This window comes from Lewinellaceae bacterium, from assembly GCA_020636135.1.
Taxonomy (GTDB): Bacteria; Bacteroidota; Bacteroidia; order Chitinophagales; family Saprospiraceae; genus JAGQXC01.
In genome coordinates, this window is record JACJYK010000001.1 from 3,339,144 (window position 1) to 3,362,871 (window position 23,728).

The window sequence follows — 23,728 nt, forward strand, 5'->3', positions numbered from 1 at the left end:
TATTGCAAAAAGGGCATGATGCAAAGTAGACCGGAAGCCCCGGTACGAAGTTCAATCCCATCAAAATTGACTTATTAGGGAGGAATTTGACTTTTAGGAACAGATCCTGAGTTAGGATTCCGTCCGGGGAGACGGGCCGGAAGTTGATGAATCGTCGGTTCTGTTCCGGTGATCAGCAGGACGGTGAGGCAATGCTTTGAATTCGGTGGGAGTCATGCCGGTTATCCTTTTGAAATGGGCATAAAAGGAGGTTTTATTGGCGTAGCCAACCTTAAAGTAGACTTCCTTGATGGAAAGGTCCGGATGTTCATTCAGTAACCGGATGGATTCATCGATGCGGAGTTTATTGATGTATTCGGTGAATGAAATTCCCTTACCCTGATTAATGACCTGGGAAAGCTGATGCTTGTTGACGTTAATGCGTTTTGCCAATGAATCCAGGCTGATGTTATCCTTGTACCATGCCTTTTCCTGCATTTCCCGGTCCAGCTGGCGAAGGATCGAGTTAACAGCACTGTCAGTGATCGTTGAAGATTCGTATTGTTCACCGATCAGTTTTTTCTTTTGATTCTTTTCATCCAGCAAATGAGGAAAACGATAAGCCATATAGCCGATGCCATACATCCCGACTCCCATCAGTAATCCGATGCAGTAATCCCAGTAAGGAGTAAAAAAGGATTTGCGAACCAGGACATAATATCCATAGTAGGCCAGCACGTACAACCCGTAAAAATGCACGATCTGTTTCAGCCAATTGCTTTTAAACCGGGAGCCGGACTGATCCCGGTACGCAGTGCGGACCATTAAAAACCCATAGAATCCAAGCGAAAGAATACCTGTCATGAAGAAAAACAATACCGCATACCTTCTGGGGAATAGAGGAGCACCTCCCGGGGCTACCGGAAAGAGCACACGGGAATATAAATAATAGGCGATGCCTAAAAGTCCAATTCCCAAATGGATCAGGGCTTCCCTGCTTCGCAATGCAGCCTCGTATTTCAGGGACTTCATGTACAGCCATAACAAAGGTCCGAAGAGCAATTGCAAATACACTCCAAGTGGCGACAGCCAGGGGAATTCAGTATCCAGTTTGCCTTCCCAATACAAAATATAAATCCCCAACTGAACGGAAAATGCCAGGAGGGCCAGCCCCAGGTAGAGATTGGCCTGCCTTGATTTTGCAGTCAGCAAAAACAGGAGGGACATGAAGCATCCCTGAAAGACGATGGCCAGAAAAAGTAAATACCAGAATCCGGGCATTCCGAAACAATTTATCATCCCAGTGTCTAATCCCTATGCCGACCTGTAACTCAGTGAATCCAGCAAGCAGCGCTTTGTGTTTTCAAAGAAACCTGCATGCTGCAATAAATGTCAACCGAAAGTTCATTCTCCGGGAAGAAAGAATAATTGTAATTGACTAAATATCGCCATATCCGTGCTATCCGGCGTTAATACCGATCATTTCTTACTTTTTGTTTTTTGCACGATTGTTGGTTTCTTTTTGGCCGAGCCTGCCATTGATAGAAGGTTATTTTTGTGAGACAGAATGGGTTTCGACACAGGAATGATATTTTTACCGGACAATTTTAACCATGGTTGACTACATCGTATTTGATTTAGGCGGAGTACTGATCGATTGGGATCCTCGCTATCTGTACCGGAAACTTTTTGAAGATCCCAATGAAATCGACTATTTCCTTTCAGAGATCTGTCATGGCAAGTGGAATGAACAAATGGATGGAGGCTATCCATTCGAACAGGCATGCAGTGACCGGATCGCCGTTTTTCCCCAATACCGGGATGCCATTCAGGCTTACTGGAAACGCTGGCCGGAAATGCTGAACGGTGCGCACCAGGGCACCCTCGATCTGCTGGAACAATTGCGTACCAACCAAACCCATCGTTTATTCAGCATCACCAACTGGTCTGCGGAGACTTTTCCCACCGCAAGAAAGTTATTTCCCTTCCTGGATTATTTCGAGGATATCGTTGTTTCCGGTGAGGAGAAGCTGGTTAAACCGAATGCCGGCATTTATCAGATATTGTTTGAGCGAAACCAACTGGATCCCCGTGCCGGCTTGTTCATTGACGATAATGCAAACAATGTAGCTGCAGCCAAGGCAAGTGGTATGGAAGCCATCCAATTTCTGCATCCCGGACAGCTGAAAGCAGATCTTCAATTGTTTGATATTAAATTATAATTCATTTGCTTATGCGATTCATTCCCCTGATTCTATTGCTGACAGGCAGTTATTCCCTCGCTATTTCCCAGCAGCCAGTCCTGGCTTTGGACGGCAATCCGCTTACCCCTCCCCGCGAATCTGCAGAGATTACCCAAAAGAAACAAGCTGAGCTGGAGGCTGCGGAACAGGCTTTCTCCAACGATCCCAATGATGTCGATAACATCATCTGGTTTGGGCGTCGCCTGGCCTACGCCTGGGAATTTGACAAGGCTATTCAGATGTTCACTTATGGCATCAATTTATTTCCCAACAATCCGCATCTCTACCGGCATCGGGGCCACCGATTCATTACGACGAGGCAATTCGACCGTGCCATTTCCGACCTGGAACACGCCACCCGTCTAGCCCAGAATATGCCCCTGGAAGTAGAACCGGACGGCCAGCCAAACAGTAAGAACATCCCCTTATCCAATCTGCATTTTAACATCTACTATCACCTGGGGCTCGCCTATTATCTTACCGCGAATTACGAACAGGCGGCCAAAGCCTATCGTAAATGTCTTCAATACTCCAATAACGATGACTTGTTATGCGCGACCACAGACTGGTTGTACATGACCCTTTGTCGTCAGGGTAAGATGACGGAAGCCAGTCAACTATTGGAACCCATCAAAGAGAAAATGACCATTATTGAGAACGAATCGTACCACCAGCGGCTGTTGATGTACAAGGGCTTGCGTAAACCGGAGGACCTATTTCCCGGAAAATCCGGGAATGAGGATGAAACTTTGAACCTGATCACGCAGGGTTATGGTGTCGCCAATTTCTACTATTGCACAGGTAAGAAGGAGCAGGCTCAGGATATCCTGCAGAAAATCCTGCGACTTGACAACTGGGCTGCGTTCGGATACATTGCTGCTGAAGCCGACCTGAACCGTGGGTTATAAATCCAAAGCAGGACGCACCATCACATCCTCTGATCTGATCTCATGTGAAATTACTGCTTCACCAACCGGGCTATTTGTTTAGGTTCCGGAGAAGACACCATGACGGAATATAAACCGGAAGGTAACGCGGCCAAAGACAATACCACCTGATTGATCCCTTTGACCACCTGAACCTCTTGCGTAACCCATACCTTGCCGTCCAGACCGATGATATGCAGGGTCGTATTTCCTGTCTCAGGTGCTTCAACACGAGCCATTACCTGTGAATAAGCCGGATTCGGCGTCAGGGTAAGCTGCCAGGTTCCGGAAGACCGGTTCAGACCCTGTGCTTCCGGTACATCTCCATGGATGGATTTGCCCAGTTGCACCGGATCATTATAAACCATTAATTCCCGGTTCATGGCGGTTTTCGTCAGGGGTGCTTCGGACTGCGGCGCACAATAAGTGCCAAAATCGAGGACCTTCACCTGTGTCGTACAGGAATCCAGGATTTCTCCCGACACTCCGATGTACCAGATCAGGGCTAGAACGCCATTGTTCAAATTAGACGAGTCCGCACAGGTGATAACCCGGTAAGGCATCAATGTATCCCGCCGGAACGAACGGTACAATTCGCCTCCGCAATCGTCAAAACTACCTGCGTCGACATCATCGAGCAGCACCATGGCTTGTTTATTTTCCGTCATCGCACGCTCCACCGTATCCTGACAAAGAACCACCAGGCCGGAGCAGCTGGAACAACAGTCCTCTATCGTCAACTCAGAGCGGCACATGGCCTGATTGCCTGCAGCATCTTCAACCATCAGTTCAATGGTATAGACGCCGGCCAGTAAGGGGAGGTCAAACAGGTGACCTTCGCGTTCTGCCAGGGTATCGCCTTGTTGAAGTACCCGGTAATGGAAATGCAGATGTTCGGCAACGGTAGTTTCATCCATGCCGAGACCAAGCAGGAAAGAAGTATCTGATAAACATACCAATGGATTGGTGCAGATCCTGAATTCCTGGGAAGCGCAGATCAGCATGGGAGGTATCGAATCCGGACAGGGTGTAAGCGGCCCGCAAGGTTGACAAATTTCTCCTTTATTCTCTATGGAAACCCAAACCCCTGCCGTGTCGGTCACGGCTCCATTTACCAGGGTATAGACAGCCAACAATTGTCCAGCCGGATCACCGCAGGAAAATGCAATGCGTTGCAACAGGGTATCCGTTGAAAAGGACACCTCAGAACTTAAATCACACGCGATTGTCTCACCATTGATCAATGAGTCTATCACCAGTGTGGCGATTCCAAAACTATCCAGGCTGAGTGAAATCGAATCTTTGAAAGAATAGCCTACCGGATCACAGTTGGTTACGATCAATGCAGCAGTACAGGAGGCACTGTTTCCTCCCCCATCGACCACGCTAAGCACCACATGATAAACACCTGCCAACAACGGCAGGTCCAGAGAAGCACCAGCCTGGCGGGATACCATAATGGTGTCTGCCCATACTTCATAATGATATTGCAGGGTGGCTGGCTGATCATCGGTTGCCTCTCCGAGGACTAATGAGGTGTCGGTCAGGCAAAGGATAGGATTCACACACAATTCAAAGGTGTCTGACGCACAGGCGATGACCGGCGCAACAGTATCCTGGCTCCGTAATTCGATCAACTGCAGGTATTCCATGATCCCGTCGCCATTGTCCTTCAGGTTGCGCGGTACCATCCGGTCCGGGCTAGCCAGGATCCGGTCATCAACGATGATGTCTGGCCCGGTAACCGAGGCACCGGAAAAGCGCAGATCCCGTACGATCCATTTACGAACGATGTAGCGGGTACCATTGGCATCGAACAGTTCATCCTGGTGGTCAATGGAAAGAGATTCTTCTTCATCATCAGCGATCTGCACAGTCTCTGAAAGGCTGTCCATGGAGCCAATCAGGGTATCCGCCGGGAAGGTGGCCTCAAAGTCACTCCTGGGTTGAAGGATAACCTTTTGGGTAGCAGTGCGGGTATGGCTGCAGCCGTCTTTGGCTGTCCAGGTTTTCGTATAAACTGTGTTGTTCCCTTCATTACTGGTGGTCGTTTTGGAGGTCAGCTGGATGGAGCTGCAACCATCGGTTACCTGCGGATCAACAAAAAGGCTGGCCGGTTGTACGGTGCGTCCGTTGTAGTAATCCAATGCCAACCAGGAAGGGCAATAGGCAGGCGTCGGGATGTCTGTGGTGTAACCATCGATTTGCCACCCAGAGAAATCTTTGAATTGATTGTAGCCGTAATTGGTGTTAAATGTCGAGGAGGTACCTTCACTGCAATCCAGCGCGTCGGCATTGCCTTCAGCGGTCAGAATGATATGCAGGCCAGCCGTCTCCAGGACACCCTTGCCTGGTGTGCCGTCGGAGAAGACGGTTGCATCCGGTGCTCCCTGCAAGCTCCAGTTGGCCTGGGAAGTGAAAGTCCAGGTGGAAGTACAGGAGCCATAGCCGCCGGTATAGGGTTGCTGAGCACTCACCCATTGCCAGCTTTTCATTTTATCAATGGTTTTGGAATCCACGCCATCCCTTCCAAGCCGGCTATAGATCGAGCTCATGGTCGCATTGCAAAAATCAATATAGGCTTTGGTACTGGCAGATTTATTGCAGACGATACCCGGCCGGGGGTGTCCTTCATCCAGATAATGATCCGCATAATGACAAAAGTAATCCGGATAGGCGGTGATGCAGAACCAGCTGTGGTCGGAACCCGGGTATCCAGCCTGCGCTTTGGTGGTCATTCCACAGGCAGGAAATGCCCGTAACTCAAGTTTGACATTTCCGCAGGACTGCACATCTACATAGTCATCGAATACAAACAGGTTGATCCAGTCCTCCACCAATGCTTCGTAGTCCGATTGTTTTTGTTTGTACAAGCTGCTGCCAAGACAGGACTTTAGGTAATTCGTCCAGTATTCCCGGTAATAGGTGACACTGTCGGACAGGGCGATGGCTACGTGAATCACACTACAACAGTTATCGCTGCTTCCGGCATTCAGGTCTTTGGCCCATATCTTACTGGAACAGCCATCCAGTGATTTCTGCTGACTGGGCTTGCATTTTGCGACTGGTGGGGTAAGATCATACACGTCCAGGAGGAAAGAAGTCTTGGAAACCCGTTTACACTTGTCTTCGAGTACATACCAAACTTCATAATGTCCGGGCTCGACCCAGGCCTGGGCACCTGCCGGTGTCAGATCACCCTGCAATATTTTAGTCGTGGTGTGGTAGTGATCATCATTGACCCGGAGGATCTCGTAATACGATTGTGCAAATGCAGCCGAACCTCCACCGCATGCGGATTTCAGTTCCGGCCATGGGAGGGACACGTTTGCCTTGCAGTCCGAAGTGCCGGTAGCTACGGTAATGTCCTTGGGTTTAACCAGTTGAGGTCCGTAATTGTCTTTGATGTAGATCCATTGGGTACAATGCCTTTCTTCGTGGGTGCACCAATCGTACACGGTCCATTCCCGGCGGATCTTATATCCATAGCCGCAATCGGCAATTACCACATCGCTATAATCCACAGCCAGGTGGCAAGCCCCGTCGGTATCCCACAGATAGGACAACTGTCCCTGTGAATTCCGGATCGCCGGCGGATCCACCAGTCCGGTGCTCTGTCGTGTCTCTTTATTTACGATGGGTTTGGGATGTGCATAACCATCCTTGTCAAATACAACGTAGGCAGGATCCTGCAACAAGTACTTATTGCCCACTTTGAGGTCACAAGCCAGGGTTTTATCACTGGGACAAACCAATGAGGAAAAATCCGGTCGCGTCAGGTAGACCATTTGGGTATCATCCCGGAAGTTGCCCCAGGGATCGGATATCCGCAGATAGCGTGAATACAGGCCTTCATAGGTGCTGCCGCAGGGATAATATTCCAGGTCATAGCCGCGTTGAGTCACAGCCAGAGTAAACCCACAGGCATCGTGCAGGTTGGATAAATTCGGATATGGGTCAAAACAGCTGATGGTCACGTCAGGTACGCGTGTCGTGGGCGGGTATTTATCTTCTATTTTTACTTTACCGGTACAGCGGTTATTGGACGATGTATCAATAACGGCGTAGTTGAGGGTCTTGCCAATATAATCTTTGGTAACCATGTTACCCAGATTGCTCGAACCATACGTAAGCTCTACCGTGTAGAGGTAAAAGCAGGAAGGGTTACCGGTTAATAAATCGGCAGGTACGATGGTACGCTGGCAGGCAGAATCCAGCGAGATATTTACCAGGTCGTGGCAGGACAAGGTGCATCCCTGCGCTTGTGCATTGGTTATGCCGATCAGGCCTGACAAAAAGAAGGCAATGTAGATACGTATCATGGTTATCATTCTATAGGACTCTGACGAAGATAGAGGAAAAAATGCCAGCTACACGAAAGACCAACGTGAGATAACATATTCAATTATTATCTAATCTGTACCTAACTCACCACAAAACCCCTACACAATTAAAAAAAAACAATAGAAAACCATCCAATTTATGCCCAACCCGCACCGTTATTTATTTGGCAGGCGATAATTCACAGATCCTTGGGTTTCGGCTGAGTCAAAAATTGTGCAATATTATTTTGCCATCAATACACAAAACCATTTTGCCCCACCCTAAGGCGCTGGTAAACAAATAGTTACGTCTTGCTTTCTGCGCAAATAAAGTGTACCTTTGCGCGCGAAACGTGAAATCAAATTATTGACCGCTTTAAAATTTTGAAAACTATGTTGAAGAAGCAATATCAAAAAACAAAAAAGGTAGCAAAAGTAACCTTTACGCTGCCGAAAGAAGCTGCTGCCGAAGCTAAAGAAGTTCGGGTAGTAGGTGAATTCAGTGACTGGAAATGGGAAAACAGCCCGTTGATGAAAGTTGCTGGTAAAGAATACCAAACGGTCATCGAACTGGCTCTTGGTCGCAAGTATGAATTCCGTTACATGCTGGATAACCTGAAATGGGAAAATGACTGGGCTGCCGATGACTATGTTCCATCACCTTATGCTGGTGTTTACAACTCGGTCGTAAACCTGGAAGTTGCAGTGGAAGCTGCTCCTGCCAAAGCAACCGTAAAAACTGCCACCAAGGGTAAAGCTACTGCGGCATCAAAAGCCGAAGAAGTAAAACCTAACGCAGCTCCGGCAAAAGCAAAGGCTGCACCGAAAAAAGCTGCTGCACCGAAAGCTGCTGCTAAAACGGTGGCTGTAAAAGAAGACCTGACGAAAATCGAAGGTGTTGGTCCGAAAATTGCAGACTTGTTAAAAGCAGCTGACATTACCTCTTATGCATCATTGGCAAAAGCCGATCTTAAAGTGCTGAAAGGTATTCTGGACAAAGCTGGTTCACGCTATAAAATGCATGATCCCACCACCTGGCCAAAACAAGCCAGCCTGGCTGCTGCCGGAAAATGGGATGAACTGAAAAAATTACAGGATAGTCTGAAAGGCGGTAAGAAAGCCTAAGGAGCTGTCCTCCAAGAACATACCTTAAACAAAAAAGGAGTAGACCCGTTGGTTTACTCCTTTTTTTGTTTACTTGTTTCTTGGGATGACTTATCTCTTAAGCAGCTGATAAATCCTGTGATCTATACTGTCGTTGGGATAAGGCGATCCACATATCTCAGCTAAAATGCCGCAGGTGGGAGTCGAACCCACACATCCTTGCGAATACACGCCCCTGAAACGTGCGCGTCTACCAATTCCGCCACTGCGGCCTAAGATTGGAAAAAAAGAACGATTCGTCTCTGAGACTGATTTATACAAGTGAGAACAAAAATATCAAATTATTCATTCTCTCCCACTCGATGTATAGATTTTTTTCTCAATTGTATGGGTAAAACACCATGGCTACCTGAGGGTTATAACATTTGTGTTAAACCACTGATGTTTTATCTTTTGGCCCTTAATGTTTTCCATAAAGGGTAACGGTGGCTCTTCGTCCATCCGGGTTGGAAGACTTATAATAAAATACTACCCGGCGAATGACCCGGTTTGTCCCTCTTAAGTCCAAAACCCTGGTTTCACCCCCGGCCGGGATATTTTCTCTTACATTCAGCTCTTCCGGACGGCCTTTCCGGTAATGTACCACAATGTGGTCAACTTCAACCGGACCATCTTCAACCATTAGTTTAAGTGATTGGAAGGTACCCTCACGGGCGGTCACTACGATTTCGTCATAATCTTGCTTAAAGGTAACCTTGCGTGTTCCGAGTTTATCCCAGTTTCCTGGCTGTGCATAAGCGATCGAAGCTATTGCCAACAAACTGAAAATCATAGCCAACGTTTTCATGGTATTTCTTTTTTGAATTGATTAATCGTTTCCGCCGGAGGATCTGCCGATACCAGGCCGCGGAATTACATCCAAATAGATACCAAAAATAATCGAAGGTTTAATGTTAACTGAAAAGAATTACCAGGTCGTGGGTTCAGAGCAGTTTGATTTCATTCAGGCTGGTAATGTATACCTGCAGGTATTGTGGCAGTCGCTCCAGGACCGTGTCAATGTACCAATCCCGCGTGGCGCCCTCCCGGTTAAGACGGATAAAATAACCACCCTGGTCGTGGGCATCGGGCATACCTATACGGTCTGATTCGGTGAGCAGCCTGGCTGGGAATTGTTCCCAGATCTGCAAGGCCTTCTGATAGGAAGAATCCGGTAATGGGTTTTCCGAAAATGCCAGGTTCTCTGCATCCAGCCGGCTCATAGCATCGATATACAGCTTACCATCTTCCAGCTTGTAAAGGGTCACACATTCACTGGCACAGAATCCATGGTAAATGCCGAAAATGAAATACTCCCCTTTGCCCAGGGACATTTCATCCTTAGAACAAGCCAATCCGGCCATAAGGAATAGGAAACACAAGATCCGGTTCATAAATGCTATACCTTAATATAAGTGATCGATGATTCTTATAGTATAACGGCATAGTGATACCGGAAGGTTGGTTTGGGGTTTGATTTCTATTCTAAAACGCAAAGAACAAAAGATCACCTTACTGTTACAAATTCAGAAAAAACCCTAAATTTGTCGTCCCTAAACGGGCTCCACCATTTGCCGAAGTGGCGGAACTGGTAGACGCGCTGGACTCAAAATCCAGTGATAGCAATATCGTGTGGGTTCGAGTCCCACCTTCGGTACTTCTTAGCATTAACGTAAGTGATTGATCTTGTGATAGTTGGATAATTATTGTCTTAATTATCAGTCACTTACGTTTGCTTTTTTATGTATACATGCATCAGTTGGTATCGTTTTAAATAGCTAATAATCGGAGTGCTATAGCCCCTCATACGCCCCTCATGGCAATCAGGATAGAATATAGAAAGACAAAAGCAGGCAATATCTCGCCAAGGCTGGTTTTTGAATTAATGAGATTACCAAAACATCGACATACACATCTATCCAGGCTTTGTGAGTAAAAAGTCGAAAATTTCTACTTGCGAACAGATCAAACCTGAAACAAGAGTATCAGAAAATTATGCACCCGGGTTTGATGCTCTACTGCTTCCAAACGTATTACAATTGCATCAAGGCTTGATAAAGCATTGTCTGTGAATAAGAGCCTTAGTCTGATATCTTTCTAAGGTTTAGCGGTAAAGCTTATGTTGATAAGTACAGTGAACAATTGCAAGGTGAAAAGAATCTATTTTAGGAAGTTTGTCAAGTCTTTCATTTCTAATCCCATTGTTCTAAGATTTGTAGAAATGATTTTTACTGGTATATCTTTTGAATGGCAAGAAAACATAACGGGTCGCTTAAATGGACGCTCTAGTCTATTCCATTTCTCATGTCCACCCTTGGTGGATACAAAATCAAGGCCATGAAACTTTAAAAAATCTCTCCACCTCTTCAGAGGTATTGGGCCAATTGACATTTATTAAAATTAGTAGGCGACCGCTAACTGACGGGCTTCAGTCAAGCGTTCAGATTTTGAAACCAATTTGGGTGATGGTCTCCGATTCCTTGGAGCAGCAAGTGTATCACTAAACTTCCAACCTAAATCTGTCATCACTTCTCTGAAAGTCCCTCGTTCGATAATGTCCTCAAAAAACATATCTAAAAGAACTTCAAAATTAGATTTAGCTTGCTCCTTGGTGTCCCCAAAATCTACCAAATCAAGGCTTGGACACTCTGCATAAAACAGATTGTCTTCTTCATCCTGGTAAATGAAAACTTCAAAAGTGGCGGTATAAACCATCTATGCTTACAGCTAGTTAACACTAATATACACCATATAACGTAACCACACAGCAATTTAATTCCCCCCACACTATTTACAACTTCTGCACAAACCACTCTAATTCTTCCACCCGTTCTAATCTCCAGCACAATGTTACGGTCATTACTTCAGGATAATCGGATCGTGCATTAGGCTTCGATATGTCCCCGGAATGTTTGCAGCATCTCATCGCGATGAGAATTATCTCCCCGGCTGTAAGTAGCAATTCCAAGCGCTCAATGTCTAACAGCATTTTTAAGCCCTAACTCAATGGGATCTCGACCACCATAGTCCTGTAGAAGTTTATCCTGAGTGAAGCGAAGGAAGTCCCAACTTCGGTGCCTGAAAAGGCTTTCCAAACAGTACATTCGTAGAGCGTTTTATCACAACTCTATTAATCGTTCAGGAATGAAGATGGATTTGCAGCAATTTCGTAGGTTGCTTCAATCGGACCACCCACCTCAGCGCATGAATCCGCACCTGCTGGCCATGTGGTATGCCGGAAAGCGTGACTGGGGACAGGCACATAACATCGCGCAGGATTTGCATGATATGGGAGGATCCTGGATTCATGCTTACCTCCACCGCTGGGAAGGAGATGAATGGAATGCCGGCTATTGGTATCGGAAGGCAGGAAAGCCCTACCCTGAAATTACATTGGACCAGGAATGGGAAGAAATAGTAACAGAAAGGTTGAAGGTTGAAGGTTGAAATTTGTCCCAAGTACAGCCGGGTGCATGATTTTACCTTAGACCTCTCGATTAATTATTTATGGAACAGCCGTAACAGGTCTAAGCCATTGGCGTACAATACCAATCCGATGATCAGCACAAAGCCGGCAATCGTGGCGTATTCCATGAATTTATCGCTGGGCTTACGGCCGGAAACGACCTCATACAACAGGAATAACACATGACCACCATCCAGGGCAGGGATCGGTAACAGGTTCATAAAGCCCAGGATCAGAGACAATATTGCAGTGACCCGCCAGAACGACTCCCAATGCCACTCGGTCGGAAATAAACTGGCTATAGTACCAAAACCGCCCAGACTTTCCGAAGCTTTGATCTTACCCCGGAACATTTGTCCGAATGCCTTCAACTGATCGGAAAGAAATCCAATCCCGGCGGTAACTCCTTTCGGTAACGCTTCAACCAATGAATACCGGTTGGTCTCCAGGGTGAAAAGTTCACTGGGAGGTGTCGGATATACCCCGATCTTTCCTTCGTCATTGGTTACGAGTGTTACCTGACGGGGTGTCCCCTGACGTTCCAGCCCTATAGTGACTGTCTGGTTAGGTCCCACTTGCTTGATCTTGTCGTAAAACGAATCAAAAAAAGGTGTAGGATCCCCATTCAGGGAAACGATTTTATCCTGGGGTTTAAGGTCTGCTTTTTCAGCCGGATAGCCTTTTTCAATACTGCCAACCAGGTATGGAATGCGCGGTTCAAAAAGAACAGCACCTTTATTTTTATTGCTCGATAATACCGAAACAAACCGAGGATCTATATCGATGGTGACATCCTGACCGTCGCGGTTGACCACCATTTGGCGGGCATTGTCGATGACTATAGCCCGGATCAGGTCACGGTCAGAGAAGCGTTCTACCGGTTCTCCGCTGATGGAGACCAGCTTGTCTCCATTCCGTAAACCCATATCATACGCCAGGGAGTCCACATGGATACCATACTGAACCTGACCATTGGGCAGGTATTTTTCACCCCACACCCAGAAGATCATTCCGAAGATCAGAAACCCGAGGATAAAGTTGACCGTGACTCCGCCCAGCATGATGATCAGACGTTGCCAGGCTGGCTTGGAGCGGAACTCCCAGGGTTGAGCGGGCTGCTTCATCTGCTCGGTATCCATACTTTCGTCGATCATACCGGAGATCTTCACATAACCACCCAGGGGTAACCAGCCGATTCCGTATTCGGTTTCACCCTTCCTTGTCTTCCAAAGTGAAAACCAGGGATCAAAGAACAGATAAAATTTCTCTACGCGTGTCTTAAACCATTTCGCGGGGAAAAAATGCCCCATTTCATGTAAGATGACTAGTATGCTAAGACTGAGAATTAACTGGAGTACAATGATCAATATCCCCATTCGAGTCGTTGTTCTGTTTTAACACTTGGAATAAACGAAGTAAGTAGAACCAAAGTTTTACTTTTAGTCCGCAAAGGTACATTTATTAGGCAAATTTGCGTCTGCCATCTACAAACGGACAAATTCGGCGGCCTGCATGCAACTCTACCATCATCCCGATCTATCGTCATCTCCCTTGCTCTGGGAAGGTCCGGAGTTCCATCATGCAACCCAGGTCATGCGCCAGGGCCATGGATCGATCGTCCATCTTACCGATGGAAAGGGCCATCTGGCAGAAGCCGTTATCCTCAATCCGGATAAAAAAAAGTGTCTGCTGGAAATTGTACGGGTGACGGCCCAGGCACCGGTCTATCCTGCCGTTCATCTCTTTGTTGCACCCACAAAACAGATGGACAGGATGGAATGGCTGATTGAAAAAGCTACCGAAATTGGCGTGCAGGCTTTTCATCCATTCACCAGCTACCACAGCGAACGGCGCATATTAAGGCATGACCGGCTACAACACATCGCATTGTCTGCCATGAAACAATCCAACCGGTGCTATCTGCCGGAAGTTTATCCACTGACCGACTGGAAGTCTGTGCTTAATACCGCCATGGATTTGCCGCATAAGTTCATTGCCCATGCCAGCGGAAATGTTGCGCTCAAAGCACTCCCTGCGCCCAAGGAAAAAGTGGCCTTACTGATCGGGCCGGAGGGGGACTTTTCCGATCAGGAGCTGGAAGAAGCCATCTCCGCCGGCTTCACCCGGGTACACTTAGGCGCCTATCGCCTGCGGACCGAAACGGCCGCTCTCATGGCTGCCGCGGCACTATTGGGCTGAACAAGGATAATACAAGTGGATGGACACCACAAAATCCAATCAGGCAGGACTGATTCGCTGATCCAATTTGGTTAGATTTGTTCCTATTAAGCAAACTTAACCCCGACCAGTGTCGTTCTAGTAGCTATGAAGCAGATAACATCCCTGATAGTCCTTATCCTAAGCGGATTCCTTACAATGCATTTTACGACCGGCCCCACCCTGCAGATGGGATTGCTGAAGTATAATGGAGGTGGCGACTGGTATGCTAACCCGACCTCCCTGCCTAATCTGGCCCGATTCTGCAATCAACAGCTCGGTACACACTTCACCACCGACTACGCCACGGTTGAAGTCGGGAGTCCGGACATCTTCAATTATCCATTCATTCATATGACCGGGCATGGCAATGTGGTCTTCTCCGATGACGAAGCCACCAATTTGCGTAATTATCTGCTTGCCGGTGGTTTCCTGCATATCGACGACAATTATGGGATTGATCCTTATGTCCGGGTGGCGATGAAAAAAGTGTTCCCGGAACTGGAATTCATTGAGCTTCCTTTCGAGCATCCCATCTATCATCAGAAATTCAACTTCCCCAACGGGTTACCCAAGATCCATGAACACGACGGCAAACCCGCCCAGGGATTTGGCCTGTTGTGGGAAGGCAGGCTGGTATGTTTCTATAGCTACGAATGTGATCTGGGGGATGGTTGGGAAGACCCGGAAGTCCACAAAGACCCAGCTGAGAAAAGGCAGAAAGCGCTGGAGATGGGTGCCAACATCGTCTCGTACGTCTTTAAACTGACCTGATCCGGCTGCCTGAGCCACTGATTCAGCCGTTTGAACCAAAGCAGGAACTGCGCTGACCAGGGTCATCCTTTATGAATCCGGATCGTCGTACCTTTTATCCAAAGTTTAAGCCCCATGTTTTCCGACGATCCAACGATCCTCATTAATGAGTTGGAGAAAATTGACCAGGCCATGGATGAGGCGGAATTGAATTTCCAAACCCTCCTTCAGAGGGTACATCCGTCCCAGGCCATCAGTGCAAAAAACCTGCTGCATTACCTGGTCCTGCGTAACCGGGATATTCGCGACCTGCAGGACACCCTCCATGCCCACGGTCTGTCCTCCCTGGCAAGTTCTGAAAGCCATATCCGCAGCCAGGTGCTGGCTATCTTGGGTCACCTGGGAGCAGCAAATGTCAAAACCCCTGAAGAGCTTTGCACGTACGAAATGGGCTTAAAAAGGATCAAAGAAAAAACTACAGCCTTATTTGGCAACAGGCTTCTGGAAGGGATTCCCCATATCATGGTCACATTTGACAGCGCTTTCGGATGCCATTATGCTACCGTAAAGAGCTTACTGCAAAGCGGTATGACCGTAGCACGTATCAATTGCGCTCATGATGATGAGTCCATGTGGCTACAGATGATCCGGAATATCCGCAAAGCACAGGAAAAAACCGGTCTGCCCTGCAAAATCTACATGGACCTGGCCGGTCCCAAGATCCGTACCCGGACACCCCATGACAAGAAAATGAAGATCAAAGCCGGAGGGACGATCCTTCTTTGTGAAGAAGACCGCAGTGAAGAAAAATGCCTCGGTATTTCCTTACCCGGTATCATCAACCAATTAAAACCCGGCGAAAGGGCGTTATTCGATGATGGCGTGATTGAGACTGTTGTGGATCAGGTCAATGATGGGGTTGCCAAACTGATTGTGACCCGTATTTCCAGTAAAAAACCAGTGATCAAACCAGGAAAAGGAATCAACTTTCCGGATTCTACCCTGACCATCTCTTCTCTTACCGATTTCGACCGGGCCAGCCTGCCGTTTATCAAGAAGTACGGAGATATGGTGGGCTACTCGTATTTGCGCAATGCAAAGGATGTCATTGAGCTACAGGAGGCTATACAGGATCAACCCGATCTTTCCATCATTTTAAAGATCGAAACGCCGGACGCCGTGAAGAATCTTCCTGAAATTTTATTCCAGGGCATGAAAAATGAAAATTTCGGTGTCATGATTGCCCGGGGCGACCTGGCCGTAGAGGTGGGATTTGAGCGAATGAGTGAGGTGCAGGAGGAGATCTTATGGATCTGCGAAGCCGGTCATGTACCGGTCATATACGCCACACAGGTACTGGAAAACCTGAATAAAGCCGGATTGGCTACCCGGTCAGAAGTCATTGATGCAGCCCACGCCGCTATGGCGGAATGTGTGATGATCAATAAAGGAACCCACACCATAGAAGTAATCGAAACACTGCGTGATATCCTATTAAGGAGCGGTGGGCATCATCTTAAGAAAAGGTTTACGTTCCGGCCATTACAAATTGCCAGCCGGTTTGTTGGCGGTTAGCCGGATCATTTCAGGATCCAAATCATCCCCATAACCTTTCAGTGCAAAAATTGGCAAGGTTTCTTCAGAACCGTTAACTTCAATAGTACGAAGCGTGGTTACACACGTTGTAAATGATAATTTCTCCTGATCTTCCTAATGTAAATCCATGCTGGAAATTTATGGCATCAATGTTACGCTAATGGTTGCAAACCTGGACCGGGCAATTCTTTTTTACACCGAAATCCTTGGCTTAAAATTAAAAAGCCGGTTTGGGAATCACTGGGCGGAAATCGCAGGCCCAGGGATTACCATTGGTTTACACCCCACACGGGAGCCTGTTGCATCAGGTGATAATATGCAAATAGGTATACGTGTTCCGGATATCCAAAATGCCCGATCAATATTAATTGAAAAAGGAATTGTATTTAAAACAACAGAAGACCAGGTCAGGCTTAGTCATTTTAAAGATCCGGATGATAACATACTTTACCTGGTGCAAACCTAAGATCAATTTAAACACACCTTTTTATGGCTTCCAGTAAAAATTTAATGCAAAAAATAGTTGACGACCTTTCAGGCCAGATCGAACTTTCGTACAAATCCATGTTTGGAGAATACGGCATTTATTATGATGGCAAATTTGTAGCGATCCTAAGTGACAATCAATTTTTTGTTAAGCCTACCGAAGCCGGGCGGAAATTTATTGGAGATCCGATGGAAGCCCCACCCTACCCGGGTGCCAAGAATTATTTCTTTATTGATGAGCCTTTTATGAAAGATACCAAATGGCTTGGTGAATTGATCTCCCATACGGCAGATGAACTACCACTCCCAAAACCAAAAAAGAAAAAATAATTCAGGGAGGATAAAATTTATCCTGCATTTTCTTTTTCACAATTACTAAACATCTGTTTTTTGAAATCCAATAGAACCATTTCCTGGTGGGGTCCACCCCGTAAAATCTCCTCTAAACGGGAAGAGCGCAAAGTGAGCTGGTTGGAACTATTTTATGACCTGGTGTATGTCATTGCCATAGCCAACGCCTGTCATCATCTGGCAGCACACCAGAACCTGCATGGGTTTCTGGATTACGTCTACATGTTTGGCATGATTTACTGGGGATGGCTCAATGGTAGCTTATACCATGATCTGCATGGCACTCCCGGTGTCCGCACCAGTCTGATGACGTTATGGCAGATGGTCATTGTGTCCGGAATGATTGTCACCCTCAATAGTTCAGGGGAAAACATGGTCCATAATGCAACAATTGCAGTCATGATCATGCAGTTGTACATCACGTATATGTGGTGGAGCGTCGGCATTTACGATAAAGTGCACCGGATATTAAACCGGCCATACACCTGGATTTATTTAATTTCATTCGGCACCCTTTTCATTACATTATTTACAGGAGAGCCCTATACCCGAATATTATTTTTTATTTCCCTGCTTCTAAATTTTTTACCTCCGGTGGCAACAATGATCATTCGCTGGACACAATCCAGAGAATTCATTCTATCCGGTAGCATGACGGAGCGAATGGGATTATTTACAATTATTGTTTTCGGCGAAGTGATCGTAGGCGTTGTTAACGGCGTAAGTCATTTAAATGACCTAAGTTTAAAAATGTGGGTACCCTTTTGTCTGTCGATCATCATCGTATTTGCCTTATGGTGGATATTTTTTGGATTAATATCCGATCGTTCCTGTAAAAAAGGCATCCTATTTAGTTTCCTGACCGAATTAACCTATATACCCACATTAATGGGGCTGGGCATGACCGCAGTTGCTTTTGATGGCTTATTTGGGTATTTCCAGCATGAGCATTCCGAGGGGGTTATTTCATTTCCTGTTGGGTTTAATTTTGCCATAAGTCTTTTCTTAACGGGAATATTCATCATGCTTTTCTTTTTAGAATATCCACCGCGCTATCAACAATTAAAGTCAAAAATCCAACTTTTTGTGGGCATTGCAGTTGCCCTTTTATTGACCTGCATTTTGTTCTTGGAAGACTGGACACTCACCACCTTGCTTATCATTGATCTGTTGATTTTATTGCTGTTAATCCTTGCAGCGGCTTTGAGCAGTATTTTCGTATCCACGGATCAGGAGCTTATTCCAAATCAGGATTAAAAAACAAATCGCCGGATATCTGACCTGATGAAAGAAATTGTATTTTAACCCCTATCATGCTGTACACTGTGGTGTAACAACAATCTAGTCCAGTATCCTTTACCAGCAGTGTTTAATGAGTACAAATAGGTTAATCCAGGTAATTTCCGATAATATGGAGCCAATCGAAATTCGTCCCCGGTTTAAGAAAGAAAGCGACCTGCCACCGGCAACAATACTTGCCCGGTTCAAGGAAAATCTTCGGGAGAATTCCGGAGAAATACGCGGGTTTGTAGCCAACAACCACGTTTACATGCGGATACCCTCCGATGAACAACATTTCTGGTCTCCCCAGCTCAATCTGGAAGTGATGGAAAACGACCAGGGCAGTACCATTTACGGTGTTTTTGGCCCCCGCGAGTCGGTCTGGCTGATGTATATCTTTTTTTACACCCTGCTAGGGTTTGCCTCATTGGTAATCATGATCGTCGGCTTTTCTCAGATGCAGCTCGGGCTTTCCGGACGGATATTGTGGACACTACCTGTTCTGGCTTTGATTACTTTTTTCGCCCTGATGACCGCCCGTACTGGCCAGAAGCTGGGCAAGGACCAAATGAACCGGCTGTACCACTACTATAAGAAGGTCTCACCGGCCGGATAAATCACCGATGGTACAACTAAAATGTGGTTTAAATCCCAGTCGCCTCACTTCTTCAGCAGGTCCGTCAGAAAGAGTTTATGGATACGCTTGTATTCATTCGTCCAGCTGCTCGCCTCAATAAACCCGTGATTTTCCTTGGGGAACACGGCCAGTTCCCAGTTATCCTTATTCAATTCGATTAAACGCTGGCTGAGCCGAACGATGTCCTGAAAGTGAACATTGGAATCCACCATCCCATGCAACATCAGCAAGTGGCCCTGCAAGCCCTCCGCATGATAGATGGGCGAACTGCGGTAGTAGGCAATGCTGTCGGTATACGGCAAATTCAATATATTGGAAGTATAGGGATGGTTGTAATGCGCCCAATCCGTCACGGACCGCAGTCCCGCCCCAGACTTAAACACGCCCGGCGTGGTGAACATCGCCATCAGGGTGATGAATCCGCCGTAGGATCCGCCGTAGATGCCGATGCGCTGGGGATCGACCCCGTACTTCTGGGCCAGGAAATGTGCACCATCCACCTGATCGGTCAGGTCCTTACCGCCCATAAAGCGGTAAATGGCGGTACGCCAGTCACGGCCATAGCCGGCGCTGCCGCGATAGTCGATATCCAGAACGGTAAATCCCTCGTCGGCGAGCATATTATGAAACATGTATTCCCGGTAATAACTGCTCCACCACTTATGCACATTCTGCAGGTATCCGGCACCATGTACAAAAATGACCGCTGCTCCGTTGCGCTTTTTGCGGGCTGGTGTATAGATGCGTGCCTTCACGGCCGCCCCGTCCCGGGCGGTGAAGGTGACGATCTCCGGGTCTCTCCAGGGATAGGCTTCAAATGCCTTGGTCGTCGAATGCGTCAGTTGCATAGCGGCAGCTTCCGGATTGTTGTCTTTGACGTAAAGTTCCCAGGGCTTATTGGCGTAGGAATAGAGGTATGCCAGCTTGGTCTCGTCCGGCGACAGGAAAGGCTGATAGCCGCCGACGGCGCCAGTCAATTTCATCATGTCACCGCCATTGACAGGCAGCCTGTAATAGTGCTGTTGCTCAGGTCCTTCCTTATTGGAAAGCACGTAGAAATAACCTTTATCCAGCGAGAGGTCCACACTGAGGATCTCATAGGATCCCTGGGTCAGCGTGGTGGTTTTTTTCGTTGGGAAATGGTAGGTATACAAGTGAGAATAGCCAGTGGCTTCGGACTGAAAATAGAGCGTCTCACCATCTTTCAGAAAACCCAGGGTTCCCGGCCCACCCCATCCGGAGACACCAGGTCCGCCTATCCAGGCTTCGTCATGCTGATGATCGATCACTTCATAAGATCCGGTCACCGGATTCAGGGCAACGATCCAGCGATCCTTGTGGTCTGAAGTTCGGACGACCACGACGGCATGGGTTCCCGACTCATTGTACAATGCCTCCGAATAAGCCACCTCCCGGGGTGCAGAAAAGGTGTCAACATAAGAAGCATCGCCCGAGTAATAGTCTTTCAGATACTCCGGTTTCCTATAGATACCCGGTAGCGCCTTGGTGGATAGGGCATAGACTGTATCCCGCTGGCGGTCCAGGATCATAAACCGGTAGGTCGGTTCCGGACTACCTACTTTGGGGCGCGCATTGTCTTCCTCGACATAGCCGTCTTCGGTCACATAATCGGGCACCTTGGTCCATTTCGGATCTTTCGGCATATCGGTCAGCGTAAAGGTCACAAACCGGTTGTCCGGGCTGGCCACCAGATCTCCGATCCTACTGTCTCCATAATAGTAGGGTTTTGGTCCTTCCTCGCGCAGGTCTTTGCGGATGGAATCCTGGAATTCACGGCGTTCTTTGCGGTCCCGCAATACTTCGAAATATTCCAGCTGATCGCGCTTGAGCCACTCGGCCTGTTCATCCTCCTTGCTGCGGTCTTTGCGCTCATTGCCTGATTTGAGATTGGTCAGTTGGATGAGTGTTTCGTCGGACCAGTTCCAGCGAAACAGGTTGTTATCGGCTTCAAACACGATGCCTTTGCCATCCGCAGCCCAGGTTGCATTGGACTCGCGCTGGCTGGTTTGCATCACCGGATGTGACGTATGGGTCTGATGATCGTAAAGGTAGATGTCTCCGGATGCCAGATAGAGGTCTTTGCTGTGGTCGGCATTGGGCAGGCTGCGCTGCCACAGCCCGCGTTCTTCTTCGGCGCTTACTTTTTGAGGTGTCCGGTCCCCGGTCAGGTCCACTTTGTAAAGGACATCGCCCGGTAGTTGGTCCGGGTTCCAGTAAAAGTAGATGGTATGACTGTCCGGTCCCCAGAATACCCGTGAGGGTGAGGTACCGACGAAGGCATCTCCCTGCATGATGGTTTCGATGGAGAGGGATTGGGCATAAAGTGAGCATAAAAATCCATTCACCAGGACAAGAAGCATCAACCGTTTCATGAAGCATCAAATTTGTGGACAAAATAGGGTTTTATGTTAAAGTTTGGTTGGTGATTGTATACTTGGTGATCTCTTTGATCCTGAATTTGAGCTAATGCGGGATTTATAGAAACAGCCCATTAAGTTAGTTGCCAGAGAATCGTAACGATGATGCTGAATATACAAACCCACCCCTAAATCCCCTCCAGGGAGGGGAATAGTCCAATCCAAAGCAATCCAACAAAAGCACCCTGGAAACGCTGAGCCCCAGTAGCCTGGAGGTCACTAGGTTTGGAAAACGCCGCTCTTCAGAACACAAAATGGAATAATTCAACGTTTTAATAAAATAGACCGCATTTTGGTTTTATGCTCGATTTATAGATTTCTATACTATTCAAGAATTGGTGCGCTAATAATTACCGTACCGGTGAAAAGATGAAAATACCATTTAGAGCTTTCACACTTTTATTAACCTTATTCACTTTAATATTTGGATGCTCCAAGGAGAAACCCAATCCAGATCCAATTACAGAATACACGCCTTGTAAAAGTTATACGATTGATCTTTTAGGAAGCTATGATACACCCTGGACAAAAACCACACTCATCGATTTCATACAGGGAAAATGGATTCTGGATACGGTCGTATTTAATACTCCTGATCCTATACCTGACCCGGATTCAATGTATGTACCGCCAAATTTTTATGTAGAATTCCTTGATACGATTGCCGTAATTTATGATTTGGATGGGCATTTTCAGGCTAAAGCTCCATTGAGAATTACGCAGGGCCAATTTTCAGAAGGATATTATTCAGCACTCCCGATATACGAGTGCGAGATTTTGACCCATGGTATGCCTATTTGCTCCGATTGATAATCCCGTGCAATGACCAACTGGTATTCGCAAGTTCTTATGTGGATGGAGGTGATTTATATTACCGTCCGTATAAAGAATAAGCACAGGAATCCTGATGATATGGCTTCAGACGGTCACGGTTCCAGGTGTGCAAGTTTCAAGTCACCCGGATGTCAATCAAATCTGAAATCAAATAGTCCTAATTATGAAATTTTCAGGGTAACATCCCCCTGACCCCCTTCAAAGGGGGAATAGGTAATGCAGGGTTGATGGTATTACCAAAAAACAATCACAGCAACAATTCCGGTAACAACAAGTCCCCCTTGTGTTAAGCATGTGGGAATGCCGAAGGGGGATTTAGGGGGATGTTTATTAACTTTACATCTATCAATTAAATACATCCATGCATAACAAAATAATACCTTACAATCCCCGGCTTAAATTGCTCGCAAGAAAATTACGAAATCAAAGTACCCTCTCTGAAGTATTGTTATGGAAGCGTATCAAAGGAAAATCACTAGGATATGAGTTTCATCGTCAAGTGCCTATTGATGAGTTCATTGTGGATTTTTATTGTCATGAATTAATGCTCGCTATTGAATTAGATGGCAATAGTCACGATGGAATTGCCGCTATTGAAAAGGACCAGAAAAGACAACAAAAATTAGAATCCTTCGGTGTTACTTTTATTCGTATTTATGATATTGACGTAAAGCAAAACTTAGATGGAGTAGTATTTCAAATTAAATCTTTCATTGACTCCATTTGATGTTAATAACTGCAAAGGGTAACATCCCCCTGACCCCCTTCTAAGGGTAACATCCCCCTGACCTCCTTCAAAGGGTAACATCCCCCTGGCCCCCTTCAAAGGGGGAATAGGTAATGCAGGGTTGATGGTATTACCAAAAAACAATCACAGCAACAATTCCATTAACAACAAGTCCCCCTTGTGTTAAGCATGTGGGAATGCCGAAGGGGACTGTCACCTTGAACACTGTGAAAACCCACCCCTAAATCCCCTCCAGGGAGGGGACTTGCGCCAACCAGAATAATCATTTGAGTAACCCTTGAAACCATATAACCTCAAAACCACGATGC

The 23,728-nt window shown here is 46.8% G+C and carries 20 protein-coding genes and 2 tRNA genes; 14 read left to right on the forward strand and 8 right to left on the reverse strand.

What is annotated here, in order from left to right; genetic code table 11:
* Nucleotides 1-111 precede the first annotated feature (111 nt).
* Nucleotides 112-1,260 (reverse strand): AraC family transcriptional regulator, encoded by a 1,149-nt coding sequence (locus H6570_12845; GenBank protein MCB9320166.1) that lies wholly within the window; start codon nucleotides 1,258-1,260, stop codon nucleotides 112-114.
* A gap of 332 nt (nucleotides 1,261-1,592) precedes the next feature.
* Between H6570_12845 and H6570_12850 the strand changes: the two genes are divergently transcribed.
* Together H6570_12850 and H6570_12855 are read left to right on the forward strand one after the other, a co-directional pair.
* Nucleotides 1,593-2,201, forward strand: a complete 609-nt coding sequence (locus H6570_12850) for an HAD-IA family hydrolase (GenBank protein ID MCB9320167.1) — start codon at nucleotides 1,593-1,595, stop codon at nucleotides 2,199-2,201.
* 11 nt (nucleotides 2,202-2,212) lie between these two features.
* On the forward strand, nucleotides 2,213-3,130 hold the full coding sequence (locus tag H6570_12855) for a tetratricopeptide repeat protein (protein ID MCB9320168.1): 918 nt from the start codon (nucleotides 2,213-2,215) through the stop codon (nucleotides 3,128-3,130).
* A 50-nt stretch (nucleotides 3,131-3,180) separates the two neighbouring features.
* Here H6570_12855 and H6570_12860 read toward each other — a convergent pair whose 3' ends face one another.
* Nucleotides 3,181-7,470 (reverse strand): T9SS type A sorting domain-containing protein, encoded by a 4,290-nt coding sequence (locus H6570_12860; protein ID MCB9320169.1) that lies wholly within the window; start codon nucleotides 7,468-7,470, stop codon nucleotides 3,181-3,183.
* 393 nt (nucleotides 7,471-7,863) lie between these two features.
* On the opposite strand from H6570_12860, the gene H6570_12865 reads away from it, so the two are divergent.
* Nucleotides 7,864-8,595 carry a glycoside hydrolase family 13 gene (locus tag H6570_12865; GenBank protein MCB9320170.1) on the forward strand — a complete coding sequence of 244 codons (732 nt, stop codon included), beginning with the start codon at nucleotides 7,864-7,866 and terminating at the stop codon, nucleotides 8,593-8,595.
* 167 nt (nucleotides 8,596-8,762) lie between these two features.
* Here H6570_12865 and H6570_12870 read toward each other — a convergent pair.
* From H6570_12870 to H6570_12880, 3 genes are all read right to left on the reverse strand, one after another.
* Nucleotides 8,763-8,846, reverse strand: a tRNA-Leu gene (locus H6570_12870).
* A 188-nt stretch (nucleotides 8,847-9,034) separates the two neighbouring features.
* The gene (locus H6570_12875) at nucleotides 9,035-9,421 is read right to left on the reverse strand and encodes a DUF2541 family protein (protein MCB9320171.1); all 387 of its coding nucleotides are present in this window, start codon (nucleotides 9,419-9,421) and stop codon (nucleotides 9,035-9,037) included.
* Between the two features lie 136 nt (nucleotides 9,422-9,557).
* The gene (locus H6570_12880; protein ID MCB9320172.1) at nucleotides 9,558-10,007 is read right to left on the reverse strand and encodes a hypothetical protein; all 450 of its coding nucleotides are present in this window, start codon (nucleotides 10,005-10,007) and stop codon (nucleotides 9,558-9,560) included.
* A 179-nt stretch (nucleotides 10,008-10,186) separates the two neighbouring features.
* Between H6570_12880 and H6570_12885 the strand changes: the two genes are divergently transcribed.
* Nucleotides 10,187-10,270: transfer RNA gene (locus H6570_12885), tRNA-Leu, on the forward strand.
* 743 nt (nucleotides 10,271-11,013) lie between these two features.
* On the opposite strand, the gene H6570_12890 is transcribed toward H6570_12885, so the two are convergent.
* Nucleotides 11,014-11,328 (reverse strand): type II toxin-antitoxin system HicB family antitoxin, encoded by a 315-nt coding sequence (locus H6570_12890; protein ID MCB9320173.1) that lies wholly within the window; start codon nucleotides 11,326-11,328, stop codon nucleotides 11,014-11,016.
* Between the two features lie 435 nt (nucleotides 11,329-11,763).
* Here H6570_12890 and H6570_12895 point away from each other — a divergent pair, with 435 nt between their 5' ends.
* Nucleotides 11,764-12,060, forward strand: coding sequence for a hypothetical protein (locus tag H6570_12895; protein MCB9320174.1), 297 nt, complete (start codon nucleotides 11,764-11,766; stop codon nucleotides 12,058-12,060).
* 54 nt (nucleotides 12,061-12,114) lie between these two features.
* Here the strand turns inward: H6570_12895 and rseP are convergent, their stop codons facing one another.
* A complete protein-coding gene (gene rseP / locus H6570_12900; protein MCB9320175.1) occupies nucleotides 12,115-13,455 on the reverse strand; it encodes an RIP metalloprotease RseP in 1,341 nt (446 codons plus the stop codon).
* Nucleotides 13,456-13,591: 136 nt separating this feature from the next.
* On the opposite strand from rseP, the gene H6570_12905 reads away from it, so the two are divergent.
* The 7 genes from H6570_12905 (at nucleotide 13,592) to H6570_12935 (ending at nucleotide 19,379) form a co-directional block, all read left to right on the forward strand.
* Nucleotides 13,592-14,278: a 16S rRNA (uracil(1498)-N(3))-methyltransferase gene (locus H6570_12905; protein MCB9320176.1), complete on the forward strand. Its 687-nt coding sequence runs from the start codon at nucleotides 13,592-13,594 to the stop codon at nucleotides 14,276-14,278.
* Nucleotides 14,279-14,404: 126 nt separating this feature from the next.
* Nucleotides 14,405-15,070 (forward strand): DUF4159 domain-containing protein, encoded by a 666-nt coding sequence (locus H6570_12910; GenBank protein ID MCB9320177.1) that lies wholly within the window; start codon nucleotides 14,405-14,407, stop codon nucleotides 15,068-15,070.
* Nucleotides 15,071-15,184: 114 nt separating this feature from the next.
* The gene (locus H6570_12915; GenBank protein ID MCB9320178.1) at nucleotides 15,185-16,624 is read left to right on the forward strand and encodes a pyruvate kinase; all 1,440 of its coding nucleotides are present in this window, start codon (nucleotides 15,185-15,187) and stop codon (nucleotides 16,622-16,624) included.
* A 148-nt stretch (nucleotides 16,625-16,772) separates the two neighbouring features.
* Entirely contained in the window at nucleotides 16,773-17,111 is a 339-nt protein-coding gene (locus tag H6570_12920) for a VOC family protein (protein ID MCB9320179.1), read from the forward strand.
* A 23-nt stretch (nucleotides 17,112-17,134) separates the two neighbouring features.
* On the forward strand, nucleotides 17,135-17,461 hold the full coding sequence (locus H6570_12925; protein ID MCB9320180.1) for a TfoX/Sxy family protein: 327 nt from the start codon (nucleotides 17,135-17,137) through the stop codon (nucleotides 17,459-17,461).
* 60 nt (nucleotides 17,462-17,521) lie between these two features.
* Nucleotides 17,522-18,739, forward strand: coding sequence for a low temperature requirement protein A (locus tag H6570_12930; GenBank protein ID MCB9320181.1), 1,218 nt, complete (start codon nucleotides 17,522-17,524; stop codon nucleotides 18,737-18,739).
* Nucleotides 18,740-18,893: 154 nt separating this feature from the next.
* Nucleotides 18,894-19,379, forward strand: a complete 486-nt coding sequence (locus H6570_12935) for a hypothetical protein (GenBank protein ID MCB9320182.1) — start codon at nucleotides 18,894-18,896, stop codon at nucleotides 19,377-19,379.
* 44 nt (nucleotides 19,380-19,423) lie between these two features.
* Here the strand turns inward: H6570_12935 and H6570_12940 are convergent, their stop codons facing one another.
* A complete protein-coding gene (locus H6570_12940; protein MCB9320183.1) occupies nucleotides 19,424-21,793 on the reverse strand; it encodes a S9 family peptidase in 2,370 nt (789 codons plus the stop codon).
* A gap of 414 nt (nucleotides 21,794-22,207) precedes the next feature.
* Between H6570_12940 and H6570_12945 the strand changes: the two genes are divergently transcribed.
* Nucleotides 22,208-22,648 carry a hypothetical protein gene (locus tag H6570_12945; GenBank protein ID MCB9320184.1) on the forward strand — a complete coding sequence of 147 codons (441 nt, stop codon included), beginning with the start codon at nucleotides 22,208-22,210 and terminating at the stop codon, nucleotides 22,646-22,648.
* Nucleotides 22,649-23,033: 385 nt separating this feature from the next.
* Nucleotides 23,034-23,399, forward strand: coding sequence for a DUF559 domain-containing protein (locus H6570_12950; protein MCB9320185.1), 366 nt, complete (start codon nucleotides 23,034-23,036; stop codon nucleotides 23,397-23,399).
* Nucleotides 23,400-23,728 lie beyond the last annotated feature (329 nt).